Genomic DNA, 19,927 nt, shown 5'->3' with positions numbered 1-19,927 from the left:
CTGTCATTCCAAATCTTGGTAACATTAACGCTAGTAACCTCAGGAACATGAGTATTAGTCAAAGTATAATTACCCAAAGTTGAATTAGTAACTGAAACAGTATAATTAGCAACTTTTACTTCTTTAACTGTATAATTGATCTTAGCACCGTTAGAATAAACAGGCAAATCAGTGAAATTACCTTTCCAACCAGTAGCATTAGTTAAATCAATACTGCCTACTAAACCAGTATCATTCCACAACTCAACAGTAACCTTAACAGGTCTCAAACCATCCTGGTTATTGGAATCGTTCCAAATTTTGGTAACATTAACGCTAGTAACCTCAGGAACATGAGTATTGGTCAAAGTGTAATTACCCAAAGTAGAATTAGTGATTGAAACAGTGTAATTGTCAACACTGACCTCTCCAATTGAGTAAACAATCTTCTTACCATTCCTATAAACAGGCAAACCAGTGAAATTACCTTTCCAGTTATTGCTCTCATTCAAGACAATGCTTGCAACTTGATTATCACCATCAAACAATAAAACAGTGATATTTTCAGGTCTCAAGCCATCCTGGTTATTGGAATCATTCCAAACCTTAGTCACATTAACACTAGTGGTTTCAGGAACATGAGTATTGGTAATTGTATAATTGCCCAAAGTAGAATTGGTTACTGAAACGGTATAATTGTCAACATTAACCTCGCTAACTGTATAAACAATCTTATGTTTACCATCATAAGCAGGCAAATCAGCAAAAGAGCATTTCCAATTGTTGCTTTCATTCAAAACAGTGCTGTTAATCAGGACACCGTCAGCATACAATCTGATAGTGATGTTTGCTGGTCTCAATCCATCCTGGTTGTTGGTATCATTCCAAACCTTTGTGATATTGATTGAAATGTCCTCGTCACTGACAACAATGATGACTGTTTCATTGCTGATTTCTGTGTAGTATGTTGTCTCATTATACCATGCCTTGATAATGTACACTCCAACGCCCAAATCAGTTAGGTTAATATCTATTGAACCGTTGATGTCAGTTCTTGCTGAACCGCTTCTGATTTTTTCACCGGTTTCATTGTCATATACCTCATAATAGATTACCTGGTTGTCTTCCAAGTCATCTAGGTAAATGTTATTTCCATCATAGTTTTCATATCCTAAAACTGGTGTGAGGTCGACATTTGGAGTTGTCCTGTTTTCAAGAACACCGTTGTGATAGAATGGGAATGTGATATTCCTTATGGTAATATCAGTTTTTCCATTATCTCTACTATGAATTGCATTAGCAATATTGTCTCCACCAATATGGCTGAAACTGACTATTTTATCATCATCTGCATGATATACAGTTCCATTTTTAGGAGCTGCTAACAAATAATAGGATTTAGCTTGATTGTCGAAGAACTTTGAGTCATGCACATTCAATGAGGCACGCTGGTCAGTACCCCAACCTTCAATATAGATTGCAGAACCGTTAACTGCAGTATTGTCAAAGAAATCCGCTTGAATATCTGCATTCAAGGAGTTGTATATGTGGAAAGCACCACCTAATCCTCTTGTATAATAATCATCAATGACACCGGTTGCATGATTGGCCTTGAATGTTGAATTCTTGACCACCAAATTATTGGCAGATGCAATTTCTGCAAAACCTCCGCTTTGAGCGGTGTTGTTATATGCATAGATGTCTTCCATATACAAGTTAGAACCGGCACTGTATACTCCACCACCGTTATCACTAGCCTTATTGGATGAAATATTGTTGTGGGTCAGATTTGTATTGCTACCCTCCACGTATATTCCTCCACCTTGACTGAAGAATCCTTCAGCTTCATTGAAAGTGATATTGTTGTTGGTGAATAGGGTGTTATTTCCATTTACAACGATTCCCCCACCTGAAAAAGCGGCGTTATGAGTAAACTCGTTATTATCGAATACTGTGGAACTTCCGTTGATTACTATTCCACCACCCCAACCGTTTTGGTTGAACAGAGGGTCATCCCAATTCAAAATAGCTTCATTGTTATTGAATTTGGAATCGCGAACTATGGTGTTGTTTCCTACTATATATGTTGAACCTCCACTCTCAGCATTATTCCTAAGTGAAGTCACATTAGTGAAGTTGTTCTTATTACCTGAAACGTAAATTGCCCCACCGAAATAATCGGCATGACAGTCAGAAACGCTTACATTTTCAAAAGAACAGTTTCTTCCTGAAACATGCAAACCTCCACCGAACATTGTCGCATTGTTGCCGTCAAGTTTACAGTTTTGTATTACGGTATTATCACCCTCAACATAAGAGGAACCACCGTATTTTGCGGTGTTGTCAGTTGAATTGACATTGTCAAAGAATGCATTATCACCTAAAATATAAACGGCACCACCAACACCAGAGCCTTCAGTTCCATTATCCAATGCTTTATTATTGTCTAATGTTGAATTTACCATAAGAGTATTCTCTCCTTCAATATAGGATGAACCTCCTCTTGAAGCGGTGTTGTTTGTTGAAGTTACGTTGATGAATTTGGAGTTACTTCCTATAACCCAAATAGCACCACCGTCAGTGCCTGCATTGTTATTGGAAACGTTTACATCCTTGAATGTACTGTTGTCACAGAAAATAGCAAGGCCTCCACCTTCAGAAGAAGCATTGTTGTTTACAAATATACAATCATCCACATAGGTAATGTTCATCTTGTAAAAGTCAACAGCTCCTCCCCTATCGGCAGTGTTGTTGATACATATACAATTGAGCATGTCCACTTCCTGAATTTCAAAAATGTGGATAGCTCCACCTTGAGCCCTGTCATCACTACGTTTACCTTTAGCATCGTTGTTTGTGAAATTTGAATTTACAAATTCAAGCACAAGACCATAAGCAAGACTTGCATCGGTTGCAACGTCAATAGCTCCACCGTTACCGTCAGTAGCAGTGTTGTTGTCAAACTCTGAGTCATAAATGTTGAATGGACCTCTTAATGCACCACCATAAGGAGCCTTATTGTCCACAAATGTTGAATTTTTGATATCAGTTACAGTGTTACAGGACCAGATGGCTCCACCACCATGATTGATTTCATTGGTTTCACCATAAGCTGAGTTGTTGGTGAATGTGGAATTTTGAATAACCCAATTCTGTCCGCCCTGATTTCTGATAGCTCCACCACTGACTGCAGCGGTGTTGTTGGCGAATGTGACATTGTCGATTATTCCATCATTTGCATTCCATCCGATATAAATTGCCCCACCGTGTTCAGTGGAATTACCGTTTATCATGGTCATGTTCTGCAAGACAACATTATTGACATTATCGTTAATGTGGAATATGCCTGACTTGTTTTCAGCATTTAAAACGGTTTTATTCAAACCGATTATTGTCAATGGCTTATCAATCACCATTGATCCTGAAATGTCATTGTAGTAGACATCATCCACAAGATACAAAGTATCTCCCGGATTTGCAGCATCAATAGCAGCTTGAATACCTGAAAAATTACCTGAAACTAGAGTGTACAGCTTGCCCCTTTTCATCACAGAAGGGTCATCATTATAATAAGCTATATAATTGTAATCCCCGAAAGGAAGGTCACTGTAATCATAGGTAATTTGACCGTTACTGTCAGTTAAATCAGTAAAGTTGTCCACTAAATTTCCATTAGAGTCATATACTTCAACTGTGACCTTTTTATCTGGCAAAGTGAATTTGGTTCCTTCAGATGGATCAATCGGAGATTTGGATTCGCCATCCCAGTAATATAAATTACTTTTTCCAGTACTTCCGGAAATCGCATTTCCCAAATCGACTGATAGGGTCGGGGTTAAAGTGTTACTTCCCCCAATAACATTCAAATCAATGGATCCTCCAAAAGAGGACTCTGAAATTTCACTGCCCTCACCGTTGGAGAAAACAACAGCACCATTTTTCGCATCATTGTCGATGAAATAACAATCATCAATTACCAGGCCCTCACCATTGGAGTTAATTGCTCCTCCTTGGCTCCACCCATCAGTAACAGAGTTTCCTGTGAAATTACAGGATTTAATTTTGATGTTTCTGCCATTTTGGATAAAAATCGCTCCACCATTAGCAGCAACATTATTCTCAAAATTACAATTACTGACAGTTGAGGAGTCACCATTTAAATTGATGGCTCCAGCATTGCCTGTCCAAATCGCACGGTTATTTGTGAAGTTACAATTATCAATTACAGTGTTTGTAGCTGCATCTGAAGCTGAAACTGCAGCACCATATTGATTTCTACAGTTGTCAAAATTACAGTTGGTCACCTTACAGTCAGAATTCTGAATATTCACGCTGCACCAAGGACCCTCATTTCCGTTATTAGAAAAGTTAATGTTTTTTAATGTAATTCCAGATGCGCTTAATTTAAATATTTTTGTTGCAACAGCTATTGTAGAATAACTGTCCGGATTGGAACTACTTCCTCCACTAATAATCAAATTAGGAATGTTAACATCAACTCCTTGAAACCCCCATTGATCTCCAGAAAAACTCAATGAGCTATTTCCCAGATATACGGTGTCTCCGTCCTGAACATTTCCGGAATTTAAATAATCTTGAAGGTCTTGTAATGTTGAACCAGTGAAATCATGTGTAGCAGACAATGTATCATCATCAGCCACCTGTAAAACATCAGTTGTTTGTGACACAGAATCTTTCGTATTATCTAATGTAATATTATCCATTGCTGAATCTTCAGATGCACAAACTACTCCCACTAAAGATACGAACAAGAATAATATCAAAACAAATACTATCGTATTTTTCATCTTGATATTATCTCCTCCATTTATAAACAATTTTTTACTTACCCGTATAATAAATCAGATTTATTATACCAATTTAATCATAATATGATTAAATCATAAAAGAATGTTCAATTAAAAGTTCAATAATATAAACAAGTTAATCGAAAAAAAATAATTAATTTAATAAATTAATCAATAACAACATTCTCCTACATCATATAATTATATAAAATAACATATATAAAGTTTAACATAAAATCAAAGTTACAATGAGCAAATAAAAACATATTCAAATAAACAACCTTACATTAAATATCAAAAAATATGAATGATATAGCAAAAATATCTTCCATAAAACGTTTATGGATTAGCAAAAAAAAATTAAATTGAAAAATCAGATTAAAATAAAAAAAATAAATGGAAAATCTATAATTCCCCATTTGCGCGTCTTTCATCCAATAGCTTGAGACCTAAGTCACCCAGCTTGTACTTTTGAATCTTACCACTTGTTGTAAGCGGGAACTCATCGACAAAGAACACGTATTTAGGCACCTTATATCTCGCAATTGAACCAATGCAGAAGTCACGAATGTCCGCTTCGGTGACATCCTCAAAGCCATCCTCCTTGATGATGAATGCTCCGACGATTTCACCGTATTTCTCATCAGGGATTCCTGCAACCTGAACGTCCTGAACGCAGTCATTTGTGAAAAGGAACTCCTCGATTTCACGAGGGTAGATGTTTTCCCCACCACGGATGATCATGTCCTTGATTCTTCCGACAATTGAATAATAACCGTCCTCATCCACTGTCGCAAGGTCTCCTGAGTGAAGCCATCCGTCAGGCTCGATTGTTTCAGCGGTCTTTTCAGGCATGTTGTAGTAACCTTTCATCACGTTGAAACCTCTGCACATGATTTCTCCTTTTTCGCCAGGCCCTAATTCCTCACCGGTTTCAGGATCAACTATCTTGACCTCAATGTTCGGGAACTTACGGCCGACAGTGTTGATTTTCTTCTCGAATGAATCCTTTGCGTTTGTTTGTGTAAAACCAGGTGCTGCCTCGGTAAGTCCGTATACGCTGGTTATTCCTTTCATGTTCATTTTCTCAATCGCATCCTTCATGGTCTCGACTGGGCATGTGGATCCCGCCATGATACCTGTACGAAGTGAGCTCATGTCGAACATCTCAAACATAGGGTGATTCATCATTCCGATAAACATTGTAGGAACTCCATAGATTGAAGTGCACTTTTCCTTCTGGATTGATGAAATTGCTAAAAGAGGGTCATATTCCTCTAGAACAACCATGGTTGAACCGTGGGTGATAACTGCCATGACCCCAAGCACTGTACCGAAACAATGGAATAAAGGCACCTGAAGAAGCAATCTGTCCTCAGGAGTGTAGTACATGTTTTCTCCAATGTAGTAGCCGTCGTTTACGATGTTACGTGATGTGAGCATTACACCTTTTGGGAACCCTTCGGTTCCTGAAGTGTACTGCATGTTGATTACGTCATGTTGGGTTACGGAATCCTTGACCTTCTGGTACTCGTCATCGTCATAGTTCATACCTAATAAAAGCAATTCATTGGTGTTGTACATTCCACGGTGCTTTTCCTGACCGACATGGAAAATGAATTTCAAGTGAGGAAATTTCTCAGCGACAAGATGTCCCCTAGCGCAGGTCTTGAGCTCAGGCACTAATTCATTGATGATGTCAAAGTAGCTTGTGTCCCTGAACGCATCGGTCATCGCCAATGCCTTCATGTCTGACTGCTTAAGCACGTATTCAAGCTCATGTGACTGGTAGGCAGTGTTGACTGTAACGATTGTAGCGCCTATCTTTGCGGTTGCAAACATGTAGGTCAGCCATTCAGGCACGTTCTTGGCCCATATGCCCACATGGTCCCCCTTCTCGATTCCGATAGCCAACATTCCTTTTGCAAGGTTGTCAACCCTTTCGTCAAATTCCTTGTATGTAAATCTTAAATTTCTGTCTGGATAAATAATAAACTCATGATCAGGTTGCTTTTCAACCATTGATTCGAAAAACTTTCCTAATGGAAGTTCTGTAAATAATTCACTCATACTTTCACCTCTAAATATTATTCAATAAAATAACTTAACCAAAATACAAATCATTAATGCAATCCCAAATGCAATGTGTTCAAGTGTAAATCCAACCTGGCTGTGTAAAATCTATCCACTTTTGGCTCGAAAGTTATTTTATTCATTCTCAATTCCCCCTCTAGTATGGAGTGTAAAGGACTGCTAATATCCTAGCGCCGTCTTCGCTTTTTGCGTGGAGGTGGTGTGGAACCGCTGAGTCATAGAAAATGGTGTCTCCTACACCTATTGAAAAGGTGTCCTTGCCGTATATGACTTCAATTTCACCTTCAAGTACGTAAATGAACTCTTCACCTTCGTGAGATGATAATTCCTTTTCCCCTTCTTCAAAGTCTATGTCTATCATGAACGGGTCGATGTTTCTGTCAATCTTTCCCGCACCTAATGAGTGGAACTCTAGGTTGGTTGCGTTGGTTACGTCTTCCCTACCGGAGAAATATAATGAGTTTTCGGTTTTTCCTCCACGGGTTACAACAGGTCCAAGCTCCGGTGTGTCATCCAGGAATGTTCCGAGCCTTACTCCTAACGCCCTTGCCATTTTGGTTAATGGAGTGAGTGATGGAATTACTTCACCAGCTTCCATAGCCTCAAGGACTTCCTGCTTTACGCCACTTCTTTCGGCAAGTTCTTCTATAGACATGTCCTGTCTAGCTCTAATGTCTTTAATTTTTTTTGCAAAGTCTTCGTTTGTCATATATTTCACACAATTTCTTAATTTACACTTAAATGATTTAAGTATTAATAATTATATTCGATAATATATTTAAAAGTATCCAAAAATTATCTTGATTTTGATTTAAATTGATTAGAAAATATATTAAAAAATTTAATTAAATTGCATCAATGTTTAAAAAAATTGCCCCTCAAATATACATCTGGAAACAATGATTGAAATTGAAAAATTGATTTGATTGGCCCACACTACAATATTTCAATGATTACAACTCAAAATTGATTTTAATGAATGAAATTATGTTCAAATAAACAAAAAAGCTTTTATAGCTTGAAAACCAACTAATTAATGTAAAGATTTTCCCCATCTTTACAAGAAAAAGACTATATTAGAAATGAGATTTCCAGAACATAGGGCTAATTCAATTTAGCCCTTATTCAAATACGTTTAAATATTATTAAGTTACATATATATTATTAGAAAAACATTTTATCGGTGTTTTTCTATTTCTTAAATATTTTCATGAAAATTTAAACGACAAACACGTTGAAGCAGTGTTAAAATGTATTGTTATCTGGTTTAACCTTAATTGGTTGGGCTGGATAATATTAATACTGCTTTTGTTTAATTATGACTGCTTTTTTTCCAAACTTACATTTCAAAAAAAATAATTTATATACTTTTAAATTAAAAAATATCAATCAAGGTGAAAACTTGAAAAGAAAAACCAAAATAATTCTTATTGCGGTTCTGCTTATTGTTCTGGGTTGTCTCATAATGTATGAAAACTACCAGGATGAAAACTCAACATACCAGGTGCTGGGCAACAACAGTCTTGGAACCGTCGAGAAGATAATTTATGGAAATGCAAGTGCGAACAATTCCATTGCACTGATTACAGGAATCCATCCAAGGGAAAAGCTTGCAATCAATCCTGAAATCAAGGCTGCAAAGGAATATGCCAATGAAAACGATGACATTAAAATTATCCATTATCAGGTAAACGTAACAAAAGACCCTAAAAACTACAAGAAAAGCAGGGCCAACGGTGAAAGCCTTGTGCATGACTTCGTGAATCCCGACGTCACAAAATCCGATGCGGACTGCGTGATCATCAGCCATTCACACGTCGAGTGGTACGGTGAAGGATTCTATGTTGCAACTCCTGAAATGGACAATGTGTCTGTCGAAATATCACAAAAAATCAACAACACAACAGACTTCAACTACTATCCAAGAACCGGAAACGAGTCATACAAGTCAACATCCGCAGTTCTGGTGTCAAAGCCTATCGCACAGGCAGGATACCCTACTTTCGTTTATGAGATTCCTGAAAACATCACAAAGCAGGATTCAACAGACAAAATGAAAGAGTTATTTGATTTGATGGTAAAATATGCTTGCAAATAGCATAATTACCTAACTTTTTTTAACTTTAAATGACATATATTTATTCATGCAACTGAATGAATATCTAGACTATGTAAACAGCGGCAAGAGAATCGTAGGCATGTCAGAGGAACACAAGTTCATGACAGAGATGCTTCACGAGGCACTGATCATCACCCATAAGATCAACAACGAATACCACACACCTGAAGAGATTCAGGAACTTTTCGCCGAACTGACCAACAGTCCCGTAAACAGGACATTAGGGCTGATGCCTCCCTTCAACACAGATTTCGGAAAGAACATCCACATCGGAGAGAACGTGTTCATAAATTCCGGCTGCAAGATGCAGGATCAGGGAGGAATCTACATTGGAAACGACGTTCTAATCGGGCACAACGGATGCCTGTTGACATTGAACCATGTTGAGGATCCGAATTCCCGTGCGGACATGCACCCAAAACCCGTCCACATTGAGGACAAGGCATGGCTTGGCTCAAACGTCACAGTCCTTCCTGGAGTCACAATAGGTGAGGGCGCAATCGTTGCTGCAGGGGCCGTGGTTACCAAGGATGTGGAGCCTGGAACAATTGTCGGAGGAGTTCCCGCAAAACTAATCAGAAAAGTGAGTGAGGAATAGTGTCAATATAATTGAAAATATGACTAATTAAAATTAGACTATATCAAAAACATACTCCATTATTTATCATGTCATTAAAATAATTGATTGGCATGTAGAATTTCAATTATCTTAAATGTGATACATATAGATGACACGGCAGATAAAATCCAATTTCATATTAGATTAAAAATATATACTAACACCGACAAAGATTTAATTAATTTTAAAAAAGGACTGTTTTATATGTTAAGTATTAATCAATGTTACTTAGATTTTGTAGATAAAATCTTGAAAAGCGGAAAGGAAACATACAAGGACTCAAATCATCATTTGCTAGAAAGCTTAGGTAACTTTTACGTAATAGATGACCCGATGGACTTGAAATTCAGGGCAAAATACCAAAACTACACCACAGACATGATGTTGGCCGACATCAAATCCGGAAAATACGACATCGAGGGATGCCCAATCAAAAGCGACGCGCTATACGAATACGTGAAATCCGTGGAAGACCCTGACATCATCAACAACACACAGGGATTCGTATACACATACCCTAACCGTATATTTGCACATTTCGATGTTGACCAGTTCGAAAGCATGAAAAAGAGAATCTTGACAGCTACCGGATCAAACCGTGCGGTTGCAGTTACAATCAACCCTATTGAGGATGCCGAAGAGGAAGACATTCCATGCCTCCAATTCGTTCAATGCCTTGTCCGTGACAACGAACTGACAATCCACTGTATATTCAGAAGCAATGACATATTCGGAGCATTTTACTCAAACATGTTCTTCATAGCTTACCTTGGATTGAAAATGAAGGAAGAGGTCAACAAGGAAATCGTTGGAGAAAAATTGAACTTCGGCGGAGTCCACTACCACTCAACCTCCGGCCACATCTACAATACTGACATAAAAGCAGCACGCAAACTAATAAAAGCAAATAAATAAGGTTTTTTAACCTTATTTTTTAATTGTTATCTTATTTTTGATGGTTAATTTACCATATTTTGAGGAAATGGTGTATTTTCCAACCTTATACTTTTTGGTGATTTTCAAGGTTGCAATTCCCTTCTTGTTGGTCTTTACCTTGTAGGTCTTGCCCTTGAACTTAAAGGTTATTTTCTTGTTTTTAAGGATTTTACCCTTGGAATTCAATAATTTGGCTTTGAACTTAATGGTCTTTCCTTTCTTGACTGTCTTGTCCTTGGTTATTATTGTGGATTTTACTGTGATTTTATTGGACACCTTGAATCCCTTGTATTCGGCAGTTATTGTGTACTTGTTCGGTTTTAGGGATATTTTTAGTGAAGCGTAGCCGTTTGAATCGGTGTATCTGTAATAGGTCTTGCCGTTGACTGTGAACTTGACTTTAAGATTTTTGACAGCATTCCCATTGTCGTCAAATACGCGAACCTTATAGCTTGATCCGGCACCGTAATACATTGTCACTGCCTTGTTTTCAGTGATCCTTTTGATAACCGTGATATTTTGGGATTTCATCTCACCGTTTAATGGGTTGACGATTTCAATTACATAATTGCCCGGAGTTAAATCTATGTTTATCCAGGCAATAGCATTCTCATCAGTGTTCAAATTATAATCTTTTGAGTTTAGTGACAGTGTAACGTTAGCGTTTTTCAAAGGGTTTCCATAATTGTCAAGCAACTTGAACTGATACTGTGAATTTAAAGTCTTGACCTCATTAGCGGAAACAATAGTTGAAAGGACTGTAACGTTGGATTTCAAATCGGATGAGAAATAACAATCTCCTTTATATGAAGCAGATATCTCATTTGAACCTAAACTCTTAAATATGTGAGTGAGAGTTCCATATCCTTCAACAAGACCCACTACAAATTCCTCACCATCCAAAACAAAGGTCACGTTACCGTTGCTTACAACATCACCATAATGGTCTGTTACGTTTACATGAATAATCACAGGATTATACTCATTGTCATAGTTCAACTCGATTTTTGTGAAACCGTATGATATAAACCTGCCATTTGCATTTGATGAGATATATCCCACAGCCTCAAATCTGGCTGAAACATCATACTCATCTGGAATCAATTTCAGATGGATTCTGGCAACGCCATTGACAATATTTACTGGATAATCGGTGCCGTTGATTGTGAATATTAAAATTCCATTGTTTACAGGACGACCATATTGATTTAAAACTGTTGCAGTGATATTGAAACCGTCTTCAGGATTGTCTGACAATATTATTGTTGTGTTGATCTCATTCAATACTGTAAATGCCTTAATGCATGCAACTTGAGAGTTATAAGTGTGAGTGGAATATTTCCAGGTTAAATTGAATATATCAACCCAGTTTATTCCGTCATAACTTAAAAATGAAAAATTTTCAGTGTAAAACAATTTATTCAATGAAACCTTCTCTGAAATCGGGAAAGCGGCTTCACCATCAACAGTTATATTGAAAACAACCTCAAAAATGTCTCCGGCCTTAAGAGGAATCATCTGGTTCAAGTCAATTGTGTAATATCCAATATCTGAAAATCCGCTTTGAGTGTGCTTCAAAACACTATTGACATAAATTGATACTGTATAATTGGTTAATTTTTGGAAATATGTGGACACCGCAGCCAAATACTCATCATCAGTTGCATTAAATACATTCTTGTACCATACAGTGCTTGAAGAGTTTAAAAAGAAATCAGTTTTGCCCGGAATGTCATACTGATAGTTCTTATCGAATTTGATTGTATCATTCAATATGAAAGTGTATGTGATGTCATCCCTTCCGACCTGTGCGCATTTGTAGTCATAATAAGACACGTAATAATATCCATTTTCACCACTTCCAGTTCCCCAACTGTTTTTGATTATCCAGGCACCATCCCCTGCAGGGGTTGTCTTGAAGTTGCTTTTTGAGTAATTGTCATCCCAACCGACAATGGTCACAGCATGGTTTGCTCCGCTAGACCCTGAATAATAGTAACTTTTACCATTGGAATATGAGCCTGACCAGTAGATGCTTGTTGCAACTGCTCCATATTCAAGAATCGCCTTTTTAATCGCATCGTTATCTGTCGGACCGTTCCTTACCAAATACACTACATTTTGAATATGGTAAAAACTGGTCAATACCGGTGAAATGATAGCTGATGCGCTGTATATATCATCACTTTCATTAACAGGACCCAACCAGCTTACAAGATATCCCACACCCATGTCATCGTATCCTCCATTGTTGGTTTCCATATTCCATCCTAAACCTGAATATTTACCCATGAGGTTTTTCATGTTCTCTTCAGACAGGTCATATGAGATTCCATTGGCTTTGAGGATGCATGATTCCAATGCAGCTAGTGTTGCAAAGGCCCAGCAGTTTCCACCGCTTCCCTGACTTTTAACAGGTGTTACATAACTATCATCCCTCAAATCGTATTTTTCCGGGATTGTTCCGTTGAAACTTGGAGTGTAATAAGTAAATATGTAATCCCCCATTGAAACCGTCAAGTCATGAGTGCTGATCTCTAAGGCATCATTCGCATAATCAGCAGAGTTATTCTCAAACAGATTATTTTCCAAAAGGGAATCTGTCAGCTTGTTGGAAATCAGATATGCCGCACCGACGCTATCGGCACTATTGTTTAAAAACTTATTGTCTAATATGGTGCTTGGGTCCATATCATCAAGGAAGAGTGCTCCACCCTCATTAGCGGAGTTATTGGAGAATGTGGAGTTCAGTATGGTAATGTTACCGTATAATGAGTATACGGCACCTCCATAGTATTTTGCCTTGTTACCCCTGAATGTGACATTGTTTAAATTTATGGATGAATAAAATGAAGTTATTGCACCGCCAACAATATTTGCATTGTTGTTAATGAATCTGGAATTGGTGACATTTAAGAAACCCTCCTTAATGAAGATTGCTCCTCCCAGTTCTCCTTCACAATCAATGAAAATGGAATTGTCCAAATTAACAATACCAGTCAAATTACCTGATTTAATGCTTGAAATAGCGGAATTCATTAAGGTCACATTTAAAAGAGTGCATGAACCATAGGCCTTGAAATTGGCATTCTTAATAATGGTTAACTCTGAATCCTCACCTATTATGCTTACATTATTAATATTTTTAGAAGAACTTGAAAAGTCATATTCACCATTTTTCAAATAGATAGTGGAATTATCCTCAATTCTTGAAGAAGTTAAATACTTATACGGACTGTCAATTGACCCGTTTCCATTGTCATTGTCCAGTGAAGCATCAAAATACCACTCATTGCCAATGACATCATCATCCGCACTTTCCAATATGTCATTATGATTATCATCAGCAATTCCAATAACTGTCTGATTATCCATTGCAAAACTTGCGGGAATTGCAACAAATAAGCAAATCAATATTGAAACAAATGCAATTTTATAAATATTCCTCATTATATACCTCATTTTAACAATTAAGCATTACTCAATTGTAAAAATTTATAGAATATATCTATATTTGGATTTAATGATATAAATAGTTAAGAAAAAATTGAATAAAAAAAGAAAAAAGTTTAATTAATGAAATTAATTTGCTCTTCATTAATTAAAAGATAATTGATCAACTCTGTTGAGTCCAAATCCTCGTTGTTCAAGTCAACTGCAGTGATTTGTGAGTTGTGATAGGTCCTGTAATACAATATGCACTTGTTAGTGTTGTAGCATGAAGTGTAAATTGTATATTCATACAGGTCAGGGTCTGCGATGAATGTGCATCCGTTCTGCTGCTCTACAGAGCCCAAAATGTGGAAGAACTGACCGACACTGCTTGCCTCGTCACTGTCGGAATAAGAATTTGCACGGGTGAAAGCGACCTTTGCAAACCTTGAAGCTGATGACAAATCACCAGGAAGTCCTATTGCACCCATTCCACGTGAATACTCGTCCATGTCAAAGTCTCCGCCGAAAGTCTTTTCAGGATTCTTGTTTGACAATGCACGGTAGTTGTTGAGGTAGAACAGTTGCTTGTCGAACGGAGGGTTGTTTGTCAATACCCCTACAGGATTGTCGAAGATTTTCAATCCGTCAGCCATAGGCTCGATTACGATAGCCTCATGCTCATCAGACATCATCCAGTGTAGCGGAGACAATGGAAGCTCGTCTGCAAAATTGATGTTGACGAGATTGATTTCAGCCAGAAGATCACGTGCCTCGCTTACGCTTGAAGCCTTACCGAGAAGGTATGGAATCAGCTCAAAAGGAGTTATGTTGACCATATCCTCCTCAACTTCACGGTAAACCGCATTTCCTGCAAAGTTGAGTCCTGCAATGGACAATCCCTTTTCATTGCATGCGTCATAATATAAAGGATATCCGTCGATTCCTGCTGCAATTCCGATGATTGCATAGTGGGATTCGATTGGATCTATTTTCCTGAATTCAAACTTGTAGTTTCTAGGGGTTATTGTAACCCTTTCATTGTATGATATCTCATAGTCGAAATTACGACCGAAATAATGATTGTCAGTTATGTAATTGCTTGCTGTACACATTAAAACCACCTCATAAATAACTTGAATATTTCAAAGCCCTATTCTTAATATTTGCAAACTCATCATTAATAAATAATTCCCCATCCTTGAATACGGTCTGAAGAATGTCATCCCCATCATCGGTGATTGGAACTGTCTTGAATGAAGTGTCATCTTGAATCAGCTTGAATCTTCCTGTCTTTGATTTTTTACTAGGATCCAATGGATTTTTAAAGATGTCATGCCATTCGCCATCTCTCAATTGGGCTGAACACTTGAACGCGTTTCTCTGGGTGTCACGGTTGACTGCAGTGTGCAATCCTCCACCCATACCGAAGATTATGTTTTCAGCGGCCCATCCGTTGGATTTCATGGCAAATAATATGTCACGTATCTTTTGATAGTTGAGTCCGTCTCCCCATAAAAGGCCGATATTGAGGTCAAACACCTTATATCCTTCAGGGGTCAAATGGCTTCCGAATCCTTCCGCAAGCAAGTTCAAACAGTCGATTGTTGTGGATACAGGTTCACCACTGTCCGGCCTGAACACCACCTTGTTGTTCTCGCCGTCAAGGAAGTTCAATATTGCCTCGTTAAGCTCGCTTCCTGACTTTCCAGCTTCAATGAGGAAATTCCTGTAGTTATAGGAATCGATAACCATTGACAATATTCCCTCTTTTGCATTGTCAATGACATTCATTATCTGTTTGAATTCTCCTTCAGGACCAAGGGATGTCATTACGCTGTGCTCTGTTGCCTGAACGGAAAATCCATATAAATTGGAGTCATTGTAGTAGTTTTCAGGTATTGTCAATGCAGGAATTGTGTCGGTTCCTGAAAAGCTTAATAAATGAGCTGAACCTGAAAGCATTGATGATTCTGTGGATGTTGCTCCACGGTAACCGAAATCATGAAGCATGAAGTCAAGATTGTCCTTGCTTGATCCTGTGACCTCAAGGTAGAAGTTGCAGAGTTTCCTGACTTCAGCGGACAATGTTGCCACTGTTGAAGGATACCAGACCTGCAAAAGCAATGATTCAAGATAATTGGTGAGCCAATATGATTTATTGTCGGTATTCTCAACGGTCATCAAAACATTGCTTACATCTACAGGAGTACCTTCAGGAACCGCCTTTATCTCAACAGGCAGGAATCCGTCATGCTCGTCAAGGATATATTGCCAACCCTCCCTGTTGAAGATGCCTTCCCCAAGGTGAGCGGACATGAGTTTGTCTGCCTCGTCGATTTTCTCCTGGGTTACAACTTGACCTTCCAAATACTTTTTGATTATATATTGAAGCCCATAAAAGATAGTCTTGTTGAATTCGGCACCAACTCTACTTTCAAGGTAGGAATAAATCTTTTGTGTACCTTTTGGGTAAAAGTAGTGATGTGTCACCTTGTAACTATCTGTTAAAAGGCAAATATTATTTTCTATCATAATATCACTTTTTAAGATAGTTATTAGTTTGTTATCAAATAAATAGTTAACTAAAAAAAAAGGATTTGAAAAAGGGTCATTCATAACCCTTTGTCAATTTTCTGTAGTGTGCTTGAGGATGGTCGCACATCGGACAGACTTCAGGTGCTGTTTTGCCCCTGTGAAGATATCCGCAATTGTTGCATTTCCAAACGATTTCCTTGCTCTTCTTGAAGACCTTATCCCTTTGGATATTCTTTGCAAGAGTCTTGTATCTTTCCTCATGAGCCTTTTCAACAGTTGATGTCAACTCAAAAAGCTCTGCAATGTCATCAAAGCCCTCCTCACGGGCGGTCCTTGCGAAGTTCTTGTACATGTCTGACCATTCGTACTTCTCGACCTCCATGGATTCCTTGAGGTTGGTCAGGGTGTCCGGCACCTTTCCATCATGCAAGATCTTGAACCATACCTTGCCATGCTCCTTCTCGTTTGCTGAGGTTTCAAGGAAGATGTCCTGGATTTCAACAAAGCCGTCCTTTTTTGCCTGGGAGGCATAGTACTCATACTTCAGGTGGGCGAAAGCTTCGCCCTCAAGTGCTGTTCTTAAATTCTGTTCTGTTTTAGAGCCTTCTAATTTTCTCATATTATCAACTCCGTAAAATTAAAAGGCTTTTTCAAGATATAAATAGTTTTGGTGAGTGTTTGGTAACGAAAAAGTGAAAAAAAAGAAAAAAAGTAAAGAAACTAGATGTAACTAGTGTCTTGTTTCCTGAAGTGTGCTTGTGGGTGGTCACATAATGGACAAACTTCCGGAGCTTCTTTTCCATAATGGATGTATCCACAGTTGTTACATTTCCATGCAATCTCTTCGTCTTTCTTGAAGACTTTGTCAGCTTTGATTTTTGCGGACAATGCGTTGTATCTGTCTTCGTGAGCTTTTTCGGTTGCGCCAGCTGCATCGAATAATGCTGCGATGTCATCGAAGCCTTCTTCACGAGCGGTTTCTGCGAATTCTTTGTACATTTCAGTCCATTCGTGGTTTTCACCAGCAGCTGCATCTGCAAGGTTGGTTAATGTGTCAGGCACTTTGCCGCCGTTTAACAATTTGAACCAGATTTTTGCATGTTCTTTTTCATTGTCTGATGATTCTTGGAAAATCTCTTTGATTTCAACGTAACCATCTTTTTTAGCTTGAGAAGCGTAAAATTCGTATTTTACACGTGCGCAGGACTCACCGGTGAGTGCTGCTTGTAAGTTTTCTTCGGTTTTAGTTCCTTTTAAATCTGCCATAATTAACATCTCCGTTAAAATATATTATAATAAATGAATTTAAATATTTTTTTACCAGGTCAATACTTCCCTTTCAATCACCATGTCATCATACTTGCAGTTTATCTTGGTCTTGTCTCCCTCGAATATTGTGCAAGCAAGATCCTTTTCATTGTCTGAAATAATCTGCTTCAATTCCTCGTATGCGTTCCACTTTATTGAATGCTTCATGAACTGGTTTACAGGAAATTCCCAGCGGATCTTATCCCCCTGATAGTACTGTATGATGCCCTCTGCGTATTTTTGAGCTTCCTCATCCAGCAGGTAGTCCCCATCGACCAGCCCCTTTATGGAAACGTCGGGAAACCTCGGATGTCTAATAAGAAATACGACCATCTTGTTCATAAGAATCACGGTAATTGAAAAAAAGTAAAAATAAAAAAAGTTAAAAGAGCTTATTTGAAGTTGGTAGCTCTTTCTTCAAAGTGTGCTTTTGGAAGTCCACATACAGGACATTTTTCAGGTGCGTTAGGACCTTTGAAAACAAATCCACAGTTTTCACATTTCCATTCGATGTCTTCTTCCTTGTTGAATACTGCATCGTTTTCAACGTTTGCAAGTAAGGTTCTGTATCTTTCTTCGTGTTCTTTTTCGATTGCTCCAACTTTTTCAAATAAGAATGCAATCATTGGGAAACCTTCTTCTTTAGCGGTTTCTGCGAACTCTTTGTACATTGCAGTCCATTCTTCGTTTTCACCGTCAGCTGCAGCGTTGAGGTTTGCTATTGTGTCCGGTACGTCTTCATCGTGTAATAATTTGAACCAGATTTTAGCGTGTTCTCTTTCGTTTTTAGAAGTTTCCATGAAAATATCGTGGATTTGAACGTAACCTTCTTCTTTTGCTTTAGCTGCAAAATATTGGTATTTAGTATGTGCTTGGGACTCTCCAGCGAATGCTGCTTTTAAATTTTCTTCAGTTTTTGTGCCTTTTAAATCAGCCATAATAACATCTCCAATATATTAATATATATTGTTATAGTTTAAAAGTTTTTTTAAAAAAAGAGAATGTTGATAAAAAAAAATTTAAAAAAAAATGAATAGATTAAAGGAACTTAAGCAATGTCCAAGTACATCAATCCGTATGCATATTTTGCAAAGAACACCAGATACGGAGTCAATACAATTGAAATGATGGACAATTGTGGAACATGACCATAAATTGCGCCTAAAATCGCTTCGATTGCTGCTAAAATAACAACGACAATGAGAACGACTGCCAAGACCTTGCCGTAACCTATTCTTCCAATATCCGCTGCAGCTTCAGGAATGTCTAAAGCCTCACTCAGGCTTCCGGTATTTGCCAATCTTGCCTCACCCATGGTTTGGATGAATGCAAATACAACGAATATGATGGCTCCAAGGATTGCAGTAATCAAAATGGATCCGCCCAATGCAGAAAGGGAAGGATGGCTTGCCGCCGATACTGCAGGCACAGTGGAGTTTGCAATAGCTGTCGGATTTGTGAAAATTCCACCAATGTCCGGAATCAAACCAATTAAGTTGCCGGGAACGTTAGTAATCAATGCAATTATTACAACACTCATTGCAGGAATTATAAAGTACACAATGCTTAAAATCAGCATCTTGATACCGATAACGATGTCCTTTTTCCAGTAAAACGAAGGAGCATCGTCCTCAAATTCGATACCTGCCCTCATGATTGAAACCTCATAGCCCTTAATCCACAATGCAAGAGCTATTGAAATCAGGAAAAAGACCCCTGCCAGCAGGAGGAAAATGCTTGAGTCGAATAATGCAAAAATGATTGAAATGATTCCACCAGCAGTCACCAAGCCCAAGACAAACAGCATCACAACATATATTGCAAGCTTATCCAAGTTGTTTGATGGAAAAACAAGTGATTCCTTGATAATGTCTTTAATTTCCATATTTTCACCTTTTAAAGTATAAACTCATATAATAATACTTTTAAAGATGATGATATTTAAAATTTAGCAAAAAAGAGGCTGACTCATAATTTTTGTGTTTAAAATTTTTTTCTTATTTTATTATCCTTTAATTTTATATACTAGAAAGTACAATCTATTATTAGAGTTAATTAACTTTTTGGTTGTGTTTTTTATGGTTTTGAGGGAGG

General features: G+C 37.9%; 14 protein-coding genes. 3 read left to right on the top strand and 11 right to left on the bottom strand.

Going from position 1 to position 19,927, the window contains the following annotated elements:
• The 3 genes from ILA26_RS07255 to ILA26_RS07245 all read right to left on the bottom strand — a co-directional run.
• Nucleotides 1–4,787 (bottom strand): Cna B-type domain-containing protein (locus tag ILA26_RS07255; protein ID WP_292895838.1); only part of this gene is annotated, 4,787 nt, incomplete at its 3' end.
• A gap of 405 nt (nucleotides 4,788–5,192) precedes the next feature.
• Nucleotides 5,193–6,857, bottom strand: coding sequence for an AMP-binding protein (locus tag ILA26_RS07250; protein WP_292895836.1), 1,665 nt, complete (start codon nucleotides 6,855–6,857; stop codon nucleotides 5,193–5,195).
• 160 nt (nucleotides 6,858–7,017) lie between these two features.
• Nucleotides 7,018–7,590 (bottom strand): XRE family transcriptional regulator, encoded by a 573-nt coding sequence (locus ILA26_RS07245; protein WP_292895834.1) that lies wholly within the window; start codon nucleotides 7,588–7,590, stop codon nucleotides 7,018–7,020.
• Nucleotides 7,591–8,283: 693 nt separating this feature from the next.
• Between ILA26_RS07245 and ILA26_RS07240 the strand changes: the two genes are divergently transcribed.
• The 3 genes from ILA26_RS07240 (at nucleotide 8,284) to ILA26_RS07230 (ending at nucleotide 10,534) form a co-directional block, all read left to right on the top strand.
• Nucleotides 8,284–8,979, top strand: coding sequence for a hypothetical protein (locus tag ILA26_RS07240; protein ID WP_292895832.1), 696 nt, complete (start codon nucleotides 8,284–8,286; stop codon nucleotides 8,977–8,979).
• A gap of 46 nt (nucleotides 8,980–9,025) precedes the next feature.
• Nucleotides 9,026–9,598: a DapH/DapD/GlmU-related protein gene (locus tag ILA26_RS07235; RefSeq protein ID WP_292895830.1), complete on the top strand. Its 573-nt coding sequence runs from the start codon at nucleotides 9,026–9,028 to the stop codon at nucleotides 9,596–9,598.
• A gap of 225 nt (nucleotides 9,599–9,823) precedes the next feature.
• Complete coding sequence (locus ILA26_RS07230; RefSeq protein WP_292895828.1) at nucleotides 9,824–10,534, top strand: thymidylate synthase; 711 nt, start codon at nucleotides 9,824–9,826, stop codon at nucleotides 10,532–10,534.
• A gap of 12 nt (nucleotides 10,535–10,546) precedes the next feature.
• Here ILA26_RS07230 and ILA26_RS07225 read toward each other — a convergent pair whose 3' ends face one another.
• The 8 genes from ILA26_RS07225 to ILA26_RS07190 form a co-directional block, all read right to left on the bottom strand.
• Nucleotides 10,547–14,005 (bottom strand): C1 family peptidase, encoded by a 3,459-nt coding sequence (locus ILA26_RS07225; RefSeq protein WP_292895826.1) that lies wholly within the window; start codon nucleotides 14,003–14,005, stop codon nucleotides 10,547–10,549.
• A gap of 119 nt (nucleotides 14,006–14,124) precedes the next feature.
• The gene (gene bsh / locus ILA26_RS07220; RefSeq protein ID WP_292895824.1) at nucleotides 14,125–15,102 is read right to left on the bottom strand and encodes a choloylglycine hydrolase; all 978 of its coding nucleotides are present in this window, start codon (nucleotides 15,100–15,102) and stop codon (nucleotides 14,125–14,127) included.
• A gap of 10 nt (nucleotides 15,103–15,112) precedes the next feature.
• On the bottom strand, nucleotides 15,113–16,522 hold the full coding sequence (locus ILA26_RS07215; RefSeq protein WP_292895822.1) for a nicotinate phosphoribosyltransferase: 1,410 nt from the start codon (nucleotides 16,520–16,522) through the stop codon (nucleotides 15,113–15,115).
• Nucleotides 16,523–16,598: 76 nt separating this feature from the next.
• Nucleotides 16,599–17,144 (bottom strand): rubrerythrin, encoded by a 546-nt coding sequence (gene rbr / locus ILA26_RS07210; RefSeq protein ID WP_292895820.1) that lies wholly within the window; start codon nucleotides 17,142–17,144, stop codon nucleotides 16,599–16,601.
• Nucleotides 17,145–17,245: 101 nt separating this feature from the next.
• Nucleotides 17,246–17,791 carry a rubrerythrin gene (gene rbr / locus ILA26_RS07205; RefSeq protein ID WP_292895818.1) on the bottom strand — a complete coding sequence of 182 codons (546 nt, stop codon included), beginning with the start codon at nucleotides 17,789–17,791 and terminating at the stop codon, nucleotides 17,246–17,248.
• Nucleotides 17,792–17,842: 51 nt separating this feature from the next.
• Nucleotides 17,843–18,166: a hypothetical protein gene (locus tag ILA26_RS07200; RefSeq protein ID WP_292895816.1), complete on the bottom strand. Its 324-nt coding sequence runs from the start codon at nucleotides 18,164–18,166 to the stop codon at nucleotides 17,843–17,845.
• 59 nt (nucleotides 18,167–18,225) lie between these two features.
• Nucleotides 18,226–18,771 carry a rubrerythrin gene (gene rbr, locus ILA26_RS07195; protein WP_292895814.1) on the bottom strand — a complete coding sequence of 182 codons (546 nt, stop codon included), beginning with the start codon at nucleotides 18,769–18,771 and terminating at the stop codon, nucleotides 18,226–18,228.
• 110 nt (nucleotides 18,772–18,881) lie between these two features.
• A complete protein-coding gene (locus tag ILA26_RS07190; protein WP_292895812.1) occupies nucleotides 18,882–19,718 on the bottom strand; it encodes a DUF4013 domain-containing protein in 837 nt (278 codons plus the stop codon).
• Nucleotides 19,719–19,927 lie beyond the last annotated feature (209 nt).

The organism is Methanobrevibacter sp., from assembly GCF_017940815.1.
Lineage (GTDB): Archaea > Methanobacteriota > Methanobacteria > Methanobacteriales > Methanobacteriaceae > Methanocatella.
This window is presented reverse-complemented; position numbering and strand designations above follow the sequence as displayed.

Bases quoted from the DNA above. Each gene is read 5' to 3' on its own strand.
- ILA26_RS07250 (WP_292895836.1), bottom strand. From the start codon at position 6,857: ATGAGTGAATTATTTACAGAACTTCCATTAGGAAAGTTTTTCGAATCA.
- ILA26_RS07245 (WP_292895834.1), bottom strand. From the start codon at position 7,590: ATGACAAACGAAGACTTTGCAAAAAAAATTAAAGACATTAGAGCTAGA.
- ILA26_RS07235 (WP_292895830.1), top strand. From the start codon at position 9,026: ATGCAACTGAATGAATATCTAGACTATGTAAACAGCGGCAAGAGAATC.
- ILA26_RS07230 (WP_292895828.1), top strand. From the start codon at position 9,824: ATGTTAAGTATTAATCAATGTTACTTAGATTTTGTAGATAAAATCTTG.
- ILA26_RS07225 (WP_292895826.1), bottom strand. From the start codon at position 14,005: ATGAGGAATATTTATAAAATTGCATTTGTTTCAATATTGATTTGCTTA.
- bsh (WP_292895824.1), bottom strand. From the start codon at position 15,102: ATGTGTACAGCAAGCAATTACATAACTGACAATCATTATTTCGGTCGT.
- ILA26_RS07215 (WP_292895822.1), bottom strand. From the start codon at position 16,522: ATGATAGAAAATAATATTTGCCTTTTAACAGATAGTTACAAGGTGACA.
- rbr (WP_292895820.1), bottom strand. From the start codon at position 17,144: ATGAGAAAATTAGAAGGCTCTAAAACAGAACAGAATTTAAGAACAGCA.
- rbr (WP_292895818.1), bottom strand. From the start codon at position 17,791: ATGGCAGATTTAAAAGGAACTAAAACCGAAGAAAACTTACAAGCAGCA.
- ILA26_RS07200 (WP_292895816.1), bottom strand. From the start codon at position 18,166: ATGGTCGTATTTCTTATTAGACATCCGAGGTTTCCCGACGTTTCCATA.
- rbr (WP_292895814.1), bottom strand. From the start codon at position 18,771: ATGGCTGATTTAAAAGGCACAAAAACTGAAGAAAATTTAAAAGCAGCA.
- ILA26_RS07190 (WP_292895812.1), bottom strand. From the start codon at position 19,718: ATGGAAATTAAAGACATTATCAAGGAATCACTTGTTTTTCCATCAAAC.